10 protein-coding genes are annotated in these 12734 nt (G+C 45.4%); 1 reads left to right on the forward strand and 9 read right to left on the reverse strand.

Features of this window, described 5'->3' with window-relative positions:
• Nucleotides 1–8 precede the first annotated feature (8 nt).
• On the forward strand, nt 9–2021 hold the full coding sequence (gene nuoL / locus Q384_RS02190; protein WP_037585698.1) for an NADH-quinone oxidoreductase subunit L: 2013 nt from the start codon (nt 9–11) through the stop codon (nt 2019–2021).
• Between the two features lie 74 nt (nt 2022–2095).
• Here the strand turns inward: nuoL and Q384_RS13110 are convergent, their stop codons facing one another.
• The 9 genes from Q384_RS13110 to Q384_RS02230 all read right to left on the reverse strand — a co-directional run bounded on the left by Q384_RS13110 (nt 2096) and on the right by Q384_RS02230 (nt 12386).
• On the reverse strand, nt 2096–2257 hold the full coding sequence (locus Q384_RS13110; protein WP_156956402.1) for a hypothetical protein: 162 nt from the start codon (nt 2255–2257) through the stop codon (nt 2096–2098).
• A 249-nt stretch (nt 2258–2506) separates the two neighbouring features.
• Nucleotides 2507–4135, reverse strand: a complete 1629-nt coding sequence (locus Q384_RS02195) for an ABC-F family ATPase (protein WP_037585699.1) — start codon at nt 4133–4135, stop codon at nt 2507–2509.
• Between the two features lie 243 nt (nt 4136–4378).
• Nucleotides 4379–5110 (reverse strand): hypothetical protein, encoded by a 732-nt coding sequence (locus Q384_RS02200; RefSeq protein ID WP_037585701.1) that lies wholly within the window; start codon nt 5108–5110, stop codon nt 4379–4381.
• Nucleotides 5111–5214: 104 nt separating this feature from the next.
• Entirely contained in the window at nt 5215–6414 is a 1200-nt protein-coding gene (locus tag Q384_RS02205; RefSeq protein WP_037585703.1) for an acetyl-CoA C-acyltransferase, read from the reverse strand.
• A gap of 493 nt (nt 6415–6907) precedes the next feature.
• On the reverse strand, nt 6908–8335 hold the full coding sequence (gene gatB / locus Q384_RS02210; RefSeq protein WP_037585704.1) for an Asp-tRNA(Asn)/Glu-tRNA(Gln) amidotransferase subunit GatB: 1428 nt from the start codon (nt 8333–8335) through the stop codon (nt 6908–6910).
• Nucleotides 8336–8358: 23 nt separating this feature from the next.
• On the reverse strand, nt 8359–9348 hold the full coding sequence (locus Q384_RS02215; protein ID WP_037585706.1) for a DUF3644 domain-containing protein: 990 nt from the start codon (nt 9346–9348) through the stop codon (nt 8359–8361).
• Between the two features lie 66 nt (nt 9349–9414).
• Nucleotides 9415–10743: a glutamate-5-semialdehyde dehydrogenase gene (locus tag Q384_RS02220; protein ID WP_084224362.1), complete on the reverse strand. Its 1329-nt coding sequence runs from the start codon at nt 10741–10743 to the stop codon at nt 9415–9417.
• A 123-nt stretch (nt 10744–10866) separates the two neighbouring features.
• On the reverse strand, nt 10867–11670 hold the full coding sequence (locus Q384_RS02225; RefSeq protein WP_037585707.1) for an ABC transporter permease: 804 nt from the start codon (nt 11668–11670) through the stop codon (nt 10867–10869).
• Nucleotides 11670–12386, reverse strand: a complete 717-nt coding sequence (locus Q384_RS02230; RefSeq protein WP_037585708.1) for an ABC transporter ATP-binding protein — start codon at nt 12384–12386, stop codon at nt 11670–11672. The genes Q384_RS02225 and Q384_RS02230 overlap by 1 nt, the downstream gene beginning before the upstream one ends.
• Nucleotides 12387–12734: the final 348 nt, after the last annotated feature.

The raw sequence follows: 12734 nt of genomic DNA on the forward strand, positions 1-12734 counted from the left end.
AAATAAAGATGAGTGTATATCTGACAATTGCCTTAGCTCCCCTGTTTGGTTCTTTGCTGGCAGGTTTATTCGGGAAGTATATTGGCCGCACCGGTGCGCACAGCGTAACTATTTTGAGCGTGTCGGTGTCGACTGTGTTGTCGGCGTGGGTGTTATATGGTTTCATTAAAGGGCAGCGAGAAACGTTCAACAACGATGTTTACACATGGCTGACCATGGGCGGCTTGGATTTTTCTGTTGGTTTTTTAGTGGATACCCTCACCGCGACCATGTTGGTGGTGGTAACCAGTGTGTCGTTGATGGTGCATATTTACACCATTGGCTATATGCATGACGACGATGGCTACCAGCGGTTTTTCAGCTATATTTCACTGTTCACTTTTTCGATGCTGATGTTGGTGATGAGCAACAACTTTATCCAACTGTTTTTCGGCTGGGAAGCGGTGGGCTTGGTATCGTATCTATTGATTGGTTTTTATTTCAAACGGCCAAGCGCAACCTTTGCCAATTTAAAAGCGTTTTTGGTGAACCGTGTCGGTGATTTCGGTTTTATTCTGGGCATTGCTTTGGTATTGGGTTATTTCGGAGGCAGTTTGCATTATGCTGATGTTTTTGCCGTTGCACCTTCATTGGCAAACGCCACTTTGGAATTGATTCCGGGTCAGGCATGGTCATTATTGACCATCACCTGTATCTTGTTGTTTGTCGGTGCAATGGGTAAATCGGCGCAGTTTCCTTTGCATGTGTGGCTGCCTGATTCGATGGAAGGCCCCACGCCGATTTCTGCCTTGATACACGCGGCAACCATGGTAACCGCCGGTATCTTTATGGTGGCGCGTATGTCGCCCTTGTTTGAATTATCGGATACCGCGTTGAATGTTATTCTGGTCAGCGGCGCGATTACAGCCTTGTTTATGGGCTTTTTGGGCATGATCCAAAATGACATCAAACGGGTGATTGCCTATTCAACATTATCGCAGCTGGGCTACATGACGGTGGCGTTGGGTGTGTCTGCGTATTCGGTGGCGGTGTTTCATGTAATGACGCATGCTTTTTTCAAAGCCTTGTTGTTCTTGGCGGCGGGCAGTGTCATTATCGGTATGCACCATGATCAAGACATGCGCAACATGGGCAACTTGAAAAAATACATGCCGATTACTTGGCTGACCATGCTGCTGGGTTCATTGTCTTTGATTGGCACACCGTTTTTCTCTGGTTTCTACTCTAAAGATTCCATTATTGAGGCGGCACATGCTTCAAATTTATCTGCCGCCGGTTTTGCCTATTTTGCGGTGCTGGCAAGTGTGTTTGTTACTGCGTTTTATTCATTTCGCTTGTATTTTATGGTGTTTCATGGCAAAGAGAAATGGCGTGAAACACATCATCATGCCGATAATGCACATGAAGAACACCACGGTCTAAAACCGAACGACAACCCGCACGAAAGTCCGTGGGTGGTTACTTTGCCGCTGATTTTATTGGCAATCCCTTCGGTACTTGTTGGCATGTGGGCAATCAAACCCATGTTGTTCGGCGATTTCTTTAATGGTGTGATTACGGTAAACACCGAAGCGCATCCGGCGATGTTGACGTTGCAAGAGGAATTTCACGGTATAGTCGGCATGGTAACGCACAGTTTTACCAGCCCTGTGCTGTGGCTGGTGATTGCCGGTGTTGTGGCTGCATGGTTCTTATATATTAAAGCCCCGCAATTGCCTGCGAAAATTGCGTCCGCGCTCGGTCCGTTGTATCGTTTGCTGGATAACAAATATTATCTGGACACCATTTACTACAACGTTTTTGCCAAAGGCAGCCGCGCCATCGGACAATTTTTCTGGAAAATCGGTGATGTTTTGTTGATTGACAATGTGTTGGTAAACGGCACTGCCAAAGTAATCGGTGCCGTGGCAAGTGTTGTGCGCAGAATTCAAACCGGTTTTATTTATACCTATGCCACTGCCATGATTTTCGGCGTATTTGTACTGGTGGCATGGCTTTTTTGGCCATTATTTTATCGTTAATGGATTTTATTTATACATAGTTGAACAATTGATTTTGTCATGGGATACAGGTTTTTATTGATGCTGGTTCAAAATCAAAAATCCTTGTCATGGCGAACGAAGCACGGCAATCCGGTTTTATCCACACGGAATCGGACTATTTTCGGATTGCCGCGTCGGCTGTCTTCGCGCAATGGTGGTGTTGTGAAGTTTTGAAAAGTGCGGTTGTTTATCTGTATGCGGCTAAAAAATTGCATTTATTCAAATAATACCAATGCCGTGTCATTGTGAGGTGTGTAGCGGCGCGGGGTAATCCACTTTCTATTTGACTAAGCTGTGTACTGCTTCGATCACCATAACAAGTATTTTGATTTTTTTCCAAGCTAACCGTACTAATGATTAAAAACCGCATCGCCATATAAAAAGAAAGTTGTTCAGCTGTATAAACAAACAGGCTGCCTGAAATATTCAGGCAGCCTGTTTGTTCAATGGCGAATATCTGATATTTACAACACGCCTTTTTTCGCTAAATACCCTTCATAATCGCCCAAGTGGTGTTCAAAACTGCCTTCACCGTCTAGTTCAATGATTTGGGTGGCGAGGCTGGAGACGAATTGACGGTCATGTGAAACGAAGATTAAAGTGCCGGGAAATTTTTCCAATGCCATATTAAGCGATTCAATGCTTTCCATGTCCATGTGATTGGTGGGTTCGTCCATAATCAAGACGTTGGGTTCTTGCAAAATCAATTTGCCGTACAACATACGCCCTTTTTCACCACCGGAGAGAACGTGTACGGGTTTGCCGACTTCATTGCCGCTGAACAACAATCGCCCCAAAGTACCTCTTATTATTTGTTCGTCATCACCTTCTTTTCCCCAGCGGCGCATCCATTCGGTCAGGGTGATGTCGGTGTCAAAATCGTTTTCGTGGTCTTGTGGGTAGTAACCGATTTCGGCTTTTTCTGCCCATTTAATGTTGCCTGAATCGGCAGTAATACCATCGGCATAGTCGGCGTTAGCAGCACCTGCCAATAATTTTAACAGGGTTGATTTACCTGCGCCGTTCGGGCCGATAATCGCCAATCGTTCGCCCGCATCCAACATAAAGCTCAAGTTTTTAAATAAAGGCTTGTCAAAGCGTTTACTTAAACCGTTGACTTCTAAGGCTTGGCGGTGAAGTTTTTTCTTGTCATCGTAGCCAAAACGAATATACGGATTTTGACGGCTGGAGGGTTTAACGTCCACCATATCCGCTTTGATTTTATCTGCCAATTTGGCACGGCTGGTGGCTTGACGCGCTTTGGATTTGTTGGCAGAAAAGCGTGCCACAAATTCTTGTAATTCTTGCAGTTTTTCTTTGGCTTTGGCGTTGTCTTTCATGGTGCGTTCCCGCGCTTGGGCGGAAGCGAGCATGTAGTCGTCATAATTGCCGGGATAGAGAGTGATGCCGCCGTAGTCCACGTCTGCCATGTAGGTACACACTTCGTTAAGAAAATGGCGGTCATGAGAGATGATTATCATGGTGGACTCGTAGCCGTTTAATACGTCCTCAAGCCAGCGGATGGTGTTGATGTCAAGATTGTTAGTGGGTTCGTCCAGCAGCAAGATGTCGGGTTTGGAAAACAGGGCTTGAGCCAGCAATACGCGCAGTTTGAAGCCGGGCGCAACTTCGCTCATGGCGGCGTTGTGCAGGTATTCGTCTATACCCACGCCGCTGAGTAATTCAGCCGCGCGGGCTTCGGCGGTGTAGCCGTCGTATTCGGCAAATTTGGCTTCCAACTCTGCCGCGTGCATGTAATCATCTTCACTGGATTCGGGGTTGGCGTAGATGGTATCGCGTTCAGTCATTGCCGCCCACATTTCGGTGTGTCCCATCATCACAACGTCTAATACGCGGGTATTTTCGTAGGCGAATTGGTCTTGGCGTAATTTACCCAAACGCAAGCCTTGGTCAATGGCAATTTCACCGGAGGTCGGCTCTAAATCGCCGCCTAAAATTTTCATAAAGGTGGATTTTCCCGAGCCATTCGCGCCGATTAAGCCATAACGATGACCGCCGCCGAATTTGACGGAAACGTGTTCAAATAAAGGCTTTGCTCCGAATTGCATGGTGATGTTGTTGGTACTGATCATGGTGATTGTTGGTGTCCTGTAGCGAAATCTATTAGGCTGCCTGAAAGCGAAGCTTCAATGAAATGAAAACAAAATTTGTTATTTTAACAAAAATGGCTTGTATTTTCTGTAATTTATCAGGCGTGTAACAATTGGCTTTCCGTTAGTGCGCCCAATTAAAAATCACTTCGCAATCGAACGCAAAAATTAGTTAAATGTTTGATATTGATGCACGGTTTTAATCACCATAATAAATAGTTCTCATCACCTTTTTTGGATAACAGTAGTAACAGTAGTATGTGATTGGTTTGTTGAGGAAAATATAGCCAGTGGTATCATTGGCGTGATAACGATAATCCACATCGTGGTCTCAATAATTTTACCAATGTTGGGCGATTGAATTCTTCTTTCTTGCTTAAGAATGCTTAATGGTACTTGCAGAGGAGGCTCTATTTGATGCAGGTCGAGTAATTCTTGTCGATTTCTCAGCCTTAGCGTTTTTCCCGTGAAATAGAAAGGTGTCATCATCACTTGTTCTTGCGTATATTGTTTATCGGTTTGCACATTTAATTCATTCAGAGGTTGGGCAGAAAGCAAATCCCTGAAATCCAAATTTTGCCAACCGTTTTGTTGCACCAATTTCGCTTTATCCCAATATATGGTTAAATGCCCTGAAACATCATTTTTACCAGAAGCCACTGTAAAATTGAGAAATTCACTTCGCAGAAGTGTATGGTCGGATTGGTGTTTTAAAACGAAATCAAAAGTTTTTAAGCATTGTTCTGAGCTGACCTTTATACCACCTGTTTTCATTTGTGTTTGTGGGCAAGGAGACAATTGATAATCAAAATTATCACCCAATGCGTAAATAAAGCTTTCTTGCGGATTGAAGAAAAAACCATGGATATTTTCAGTGATTTTTTGTGTTTCAACGGTTTGCCAAGTGGCACAAGCGTTCAGTAAACAGAGAACGCACAGCAACATCAAACGTTTCATCAGCTATTCTCCTTTTATACTTTAAAAGCAAGCCCACCCAAAAATGCATGTGAGTGAGCAATACATCATCACAAAAATATTTAAAATCATTAAAAATAAAATACTTATAAAATTTCCAGCAACCCTGCCGCCCCCATGCCAGTGCCGATACACATGGTAATCATGGCATAGCCGGTTTTTCCTTGATTGCGTAAACCATGAATGGCAGTGGCTGCCCGAATTGCACCGGTTGCGCCCAGTGGGTGTCCCAGCGCGATGGCACCGCCGTTGGGATTCACAAGTGTACTGTCTAAATCCAAATCGCGAATCACGGCTAAGGCTTGGGCGGCAAAGGCTTCATTCAGTTCAATCCATTGAATGTCTGCCATGGTTTTTCCTGCTGATTTTAACACGGCGGGAATGGCTTCTTTCGGACCAATGCCCATGATTTCCGGTGGCACACCGCGCACAGCAAAACCGGCGTAACGTGCAATTGGGGTCATGTTGTGGCGTTTCAGCACTTCCTCGCTGACCACCAGCAATGCCCCCGCGCCATCGGACATTTGTGAGCTGTTGCCTGCTGTAACCGAACCTTTGGCAGCAAACACCGGTTTGAGTTTTGCCAAATTTTCCGCATTGGTGTCGGCACGCGGTCCTTCGTCGGTGTTCAGTAAACGGCGAATTTCGCCGATTTCGCGGCGGCTTAAATCGGCACTGCGATAAATGGCTTCAATTGGGCTGATTTCAGTGGTGAAGCAACCGTTTTGAATGGCTTTCAAAGCGCGGCGGTGGCTTTCAAGCGCAAATGCGTCTTGATCTTCACGGCTGATTTGCCAGCGTTCAGCCACTTTTTCGGCAGTAATCCCCATGCCGTAGGCAATGGCGATGTTGTCGTCTTTTTCAAAAACGGCAGGATTAATAGATACCTTATTGCCCATCATCGGCACCATAGACATGGATTCACTGCCGGCGGCAATGGTGATGTCTGCCTCACCGCAGCGCACACGGTCGGCGGCAATTTGCAGGGCGTTTAAGCCCGAAGCGCAATAACGATTTACTGTAATACCTGCCACCGTGTTGGGTAAACCCGCCAGCAGCACCCCGATGCGCGCCATGTTCAAACCCTGCTCGGCTTCGGGAAAGGCACAACCGACCACCACGTCATTGATTTCGTGTAAATCAAATTCAGGCACTTGTGCCAGCACACGCTTAATCACATGTGCAAGCATGTCATCGGGGCGGGTGGTGCGCAACATGCCACGCGGCGCTTTGCCGACGGGCGTGCGGGTGGCGGCAACAATATAAGCATCGCGTAATTGGGTCATACGGTTCTCCTGTTGTATTTTTGTGAAGTTATGGTCAATCTAAAAACCATAAAGCAACAATACGCTCATATCAGATAAACTTCGTCATGGCGAAGCGGGGGGCGGCACAAACACGGTACTTACTCATCAATATACTGCACCACAAAACAGTGAATTGCTGCTCATGCGAAGGACAGTATTTAGAAGCTGTTTAATATCTCTTGAAACAATTTCTGTGGGCGTATTTTGGTGTTTTTTTGCTGTTTGTCCTTGTTTTAGAACTACTAAATCGCGTTCGCTCAGCAAAAAAATCCCTCAAAATCTGCGCCAAATAAATCACGCTGAGAGACATAGCCGAATAAATAAAAAGTCCGTTATTTCAGTATGGGTTTTAATATTTAATATAATATTTTTAAATGGTTATTATAATTACCATCTACTCTGAAATAATGCAAATAAAGTTATTTAGCTAAAATAAACAGCTTCTTATATTTCAGGCTGCCTGAAAATGCAGTTACCCCAATTTTGCTTTCATCAATTCCTGCACTTGCTGCGGATTGGCTTTGCCTTTGCTGGCTTTCATCACTTGCCCTACCAAGGCGTTAAAGGCTTTTTCTTTACCGGCTTTGAATTCCGCCACCGATTTTTCGTTGTTTGCCAACACGTCATTGATAATGGCTTCGATTGCGCCGGAATCAGTCATTTGTTTTAAGCCATTGCGCTCGATAATTGCTTCTGCGCTTAAATCGCTTGTCCATAAGGCTTCAAAGACTTGTTTTGCCAGTTTGCTGCTTAAAGTGCCGTCGGCGATTTTGGCAACCAAGCCCGCCAAGCGGACGGCGGAAATCGGGCTGTTTGCCAATTCCAAATCCGCTTTGTTTAACGCGGCTGCCAATTCACCATTAATCCAGTTAGCAACCAATTTGCCTTGGCCGCATGTCTGGGCAGCTTCTTCAAAATAGGCTGCCTGAATACGGGAAGCGGTGAGTAAGCGAGCATCGTATTCAGATACGCCGTAGTCATTGATAAAACGAGCAGCCATTTCGGCGGGTAATTCCGGCATGGCGGCACGGGCTTGGTTCATCATTTCATCGCTGATAATAATCGGCAGTAAATCGGGGTCGGGAAAATAGCGGTAATCGTGTGCATCTTCCTTGCTGCGCATGGCGCGGGTTTCGCCGTTAGCAGGGTCGAATAAACGCGTTTGCTGAATCACTTTGCCGCCGTCTTCTATCAATTCAATTTGGCGGCTGACTTCGTAGTTAATCGCTTGTTCTAAAAAACGGAATGAATTTAAGTTTTTGATTTCGCAGCGCGTGCCAAATTCAGCTTGCCCTCGGGGGCGAACCGACACATTGGCATCAATGCGGAATGAACCTTCTGCCATATTACCGTCGCAAATATCCAACCAAGTAACCAAGCTGTGTAAGGCTTTGGCATATGCCACTGCTTCGGCGGCAGAACGCATTTCAGGTTCAGACACAACTTCCAACAGCGGCGTGCCAGCACGGTTTAAATCAATGCCGGTGTAGTTAGCAAACGCATCATGCACGGATTTGCCCGCATCTTCTTCCATATGGGCGCGGGTTACATTTATGGTTTTCACCGCATCACCCACCACAATATCCAGCTTGCCATGCTCAATAATCGGCAAATCCAATTGGCTGATTTGGTAGCCTTTGGGCAAGTCGGGATAAAAATAATTTTTGCGGTCAAACACGTTTTTTTGATTTACCGCAGCATTAAGCGCCAAGCCAAGCTTAATCGCTTTACTCACCACTTCGCGATTCATCACCGGTAGCACCCCCGGCAAAGCGCACTCCACCACGCTGGCATGAGCGTTCGGTTCAGCTCCAAACGTGGCGGACGCACCGCTGAAAATTTTGGATTGTGTGTTGATTTGAACGTGGACTTCCAGTCCGATTACGGTTTCCCAAGTCATTTTTTTATTTATCTCTTTAAAGTTTAAGTGGTCAGTGTATATGTTTTTGCACAGTGTTCACGTACTTTTGTTACCCATTTTTCATACCAACGCCAATCTTTATTTGCTACCAACACTCCATACCCATGCTTAGTATCTTTCGCGCTTAACTGTTGAAATAATTTTATGTGGTCATACATTCTAAATTCGCCATAACCTTCTTGATGCATTAAATCTACAATTTGTTTTGCAGTGTATTTTTTCTTTTCAGTTTCGTGAATAACAGCATATTCTTTATTTATATTTTCAGCCAAAGAGGAATTGCTGGGAATAAATTCTATAACTCGATCTGCTTGTCCTTTCCTATTCACCAATTTTGGAACAAAAAGTACCCTATAAGAAAATTTGTTACTTTGGAATTCGTCATTAGCAAGATTTTCGTCAAAATTAATAATATATTTACGAATATTGGGAGGTAACTCGGGGTGTTCTTCTAATAAGCTCTTCTGTTTTTCAGAAATACTTGAAAATTGCAAACTAAATGCCAACTGTTTTTCAATTCCTTTATTGTTGCCAAATAACTTCTTTATGTAAGTATTATAATTCAGGCAACATGCTTGAAAACGTGCGCTTAATATGTCATCTATTTTGGTTGTCATCTGATGTTCTATTTCATGCCTCAAGCCTATTAAGAATTTTAAATTGTTACTGGTGTCTTTATCTATAGGGGATTTTTCATTATTTAAACATTGTTCCAATTCCCAGCATTTATAAGCGCCGTATTTTGTTTTGTTAAATTTTTTGCGCGAGCCTATTTGTTTATAATAACGATATTCAATCTTCTTGTCACGAAAGTATGCATGTAAAAGATATGTCCACGCGATAATCATTAAAACAATATATGCTTCAGATTTGAAACCAATGCTGGGATTATTAAATATTTGTATGGCAGCAAGAGCGGCTTCTCGTGATTTAGTCAGTAACTCCGTTTTAATTGAGCCTACTCTGCGTGTTCGCATGTGTTTTTCTTCCATAAAAACACCCCATCAATTTAAATTTCAGGCAACCTTTAAATAAAAAAGGTCACCTGAAAATATTGCTCAACCCCGCACTTCCCCATGCCCCAACACCACCCATTTTTGGCTGGTCAGCCCGTGCAAGCCAACGGGACCGCGCACGTGGATTTTGTCGGTGGATATGCCGATCTCCGCACCCAGTCCGTATTCAAAGCCATCGGCAAAACGGGTGGAGGCGTTTACCATCACGCTGGCAGAATCCACTTGTCGCAAAAACCATTGAGCAAGAGCATAGTCGTTGGTGATGATGCTGTCGGTGTGGTGACTGCCGTAGTGGTTGATGTGATTGACTGCTTCTTCAGCATTTTCAACCACTTTAATCGATAATATGGGTGCGAGGTATTCGGTGTGCCAATCTTCTTCGGTGGCGGCAATGACTTTGTTGCCCAAAATTGCCTGTGTTTGTGCGCAGCCGCGTAATTCCACGCCTTTTTCAGCATAGGCTGCCTGAAGACGCGGCAATAATTCAGCGGCACGGCTGGTGTGGATAAGCAACGTTTCCATGGTATTGCAAGTGCCGTAGCGTGAGGTTTTGGCATTTACGGCAATGTTTATTGCCATGTCGGCATCGGCAACATGGTCAATATAAACATGGCAAATGCCGTCCAGATGTTTGATAACGGGCACTTTAGCTTCTTCACTGATGCGTGCCACCAGCCCTTTGCCGCCGCGCGGAATAATCACATCAATGTATTGCGGCAAATTCAGCATCACGCCCACGCCGGCGCGGTCGGTTTGGCTGATCAGATGCACCGCGTTTTCAGGCAGCCCTACTGCTTTCAGGGCTTGAGTGATTACAGCGGCAATGGCGGTGTTGCTGCGAATGGCTTCACTGCCGCCGCGCAATAAGCAGGCATTGCCTGATTTAAGGCACAATGCGGCTGCATCGATGGTAACATTGGGGCGCGCCTCGTAAATAATGCCGATAACACCTAAGGGAACTCGCATTTTGCCAACGGTAATGCCTGATGGACGGGTACGAAATTCGTCCATTTCGCCCACAGGGTCGGGCAGGGCGGCAATTTGATGCAAACCTTCTGCCATGGCGGTAATATTTTTTTCAGCCAGCCTCAGGCGATCGATCATGGCTTCGTCCAAACCTTTTTCACGTGCGGCGGCAAGGTCTTGTTCGTTAGCGGCCAAAACAGCGGCTTGATCTGCCAATAAGCCGTCTGCCATTGCCAATAATGCTTGATTTCTTTGTGCAGTGGTCGCATTTGCGAGTGCAAAATAAGCTGCTTTGGCATTTTTTGCCGCTTGCGTGATTTCTGCTTCCAATTCGGTTGATGCCGATTCATTGACAGTTGTTTTATTGTTTGAAAGCAAATCTTTAAAAAATGATTTGACACTCATGTTTTGTTCCCCATTAAACAGCGGTTTCATTTTTAAAAGCAAATTCATTTTGATTTGGATACCGCTGTATCCATCATACGGCAGCAGGACAAAATGATGCCTCATATTTGTGTATTTTATCAATCATTGCGGTTTATTGCTGTATAAACGCCATGTGCAAAATTGTCCGCTGTTATTGAATAAACGCCGAAATACCAGTAAAGCGCACAGCATACAGCCTAAGGCAGAACCAGCGCAAATCACAAACAGCATCACGACTTGATAGCGAACGGCTTGGTCGGGTGCGCCGCCTGCCAGAATTTGCCCTGTCATCATGCCCGGTAGGCTAACCAAGCCGACCACGCTCATGCTGTTAATTGTCGGCAGCATACCTGAAATGACTGCGCGGCGGGCGGTATCGCGGTATGCCTCCCATGCCGATGCGCCCAAAGACAGCAGCATTTCCACATGTCCGCGCCGGCTGTACAAATCTTGGGTGAGGCGGTCAAGGCAAAGGGAAATGCCGGTGAGGCTGTTGCCCAAAATCATGCCGATAATCGGAATCACGTATTGCGGTTCATACCACGGGCGCACATGCAGTACCAGAAATAAACCAATGGCGGCAACCAACCAAGAAGACAGCCACACTGATGACAGCGCATCTTGTGTCATACCGCGGTAAATCCAAGCCGAATGTGAACGGGCCGATATGCCTGCAATCACAGTCATCAACATCACAATACCAACAACCCAATACCATTGATTGGCAGAAAACACCCATTTTAACACCAAGCCAACCAGGCTCAATTGCACCACAGTACGCACGGCGGCAACGGCAATGCGCTGCGTTAAACCCAGTTTCAGCCACAGCGATATGGCGGCACTGATAAGCACCAATACAGAGGCAATGGCTAAATCAGCAACGCTGACATAATTGGCGGCGTGCATTATTGGCTTCCTTTATGCTGCAAATGTTCCACTCGGTTTAAGCGTCCGCTGTTTAAAAACCAAACGGTATCCGCCACTTGGGCAACTTGTGTTTCACTGTGTGAAATCCACACATAAGCCGCTTGCGGATTTTCAGCCAGCCAATGTTGTACCAAAGTTTGCACGGCAGCGGCAGTGGTTTTGTCCAGAGCGGAAGTGGGTTCATCAAGCAACAGAATTTTCGGATTCAATTGCAATACGCGTAATAAACACACAATTTGGCTTTCGCCGCCGGAGAGCGCGGCACTGTCTTGCTGTAAAAAATCATCGTCTTTACCGATTAAGCGCAGTGCCGATTGGGCATAATCAATTTGAAAACAGTGGTTTTTGTACCGTTTCAGGGCATAGGGCAGAGCCAAGTTGTCTGTTACACTGCCGGCAAGCAAAATCGGCTGCTGGCGCACATAGGCGACTTCGCTGCGATATTGCATTACTGATTGTGCTTTCAGCGATACCACTTGCCCATTACGCCGCAGAATGCCGGCATCGGGTAAATCCAACAATGCCATGGTGCGCATTAACACGCTTTTGCCCGCACCCGATGCACCGCATATTGCTACCCGTTCGCTCGAAAACACATCGAAATCCATGTCTTGCAGCAATATTTTTCCCGTTTGCGGCGCAATACGCCGTAAACCTTGCCCGTTTAATATCGGTGTGGTGAAAGAAGGTTTCATGAGGCTGGATATTTTCGATGTTTTTATTGGGTATTTTGTTTAAAGTGTTGCTGCGGCAAAAAAACAGATACCGCTGTTTTGGCGGTAAACCAAAATAATTATTTGTTTTTCAGGCAGCCTGAAAGCATATTCGCACGGCTTATTCGCTGTTGCGGATAAGATATGTTAGCTGCTTTGAGTAATTAATTGTTTAAAAAAGAGAATATTTTAAATTGGATTACCAAACTGTATTTGCAATGGCTGCATTTTGGTTTTTCAGGCAGCCAGATACATTGCCCTGAAAATACAGACGGAAAATCACTTTAAAAATCACAAAGCAGCAAACGCAGCCGATGCACGGCGGTTTCA

Origin of the sequence: Stenoxybacter acetivorans DSM 19021, from assembly GCF_000745895.1 — a bacterium.
GTDB classification, from domain to species: Bacteria; Pseudomonadota; Gammaproteobacteria; order Burkholderiales; family Neisseriaceae; genus Stenoxybacter; species Stenoxybacter acetivorans.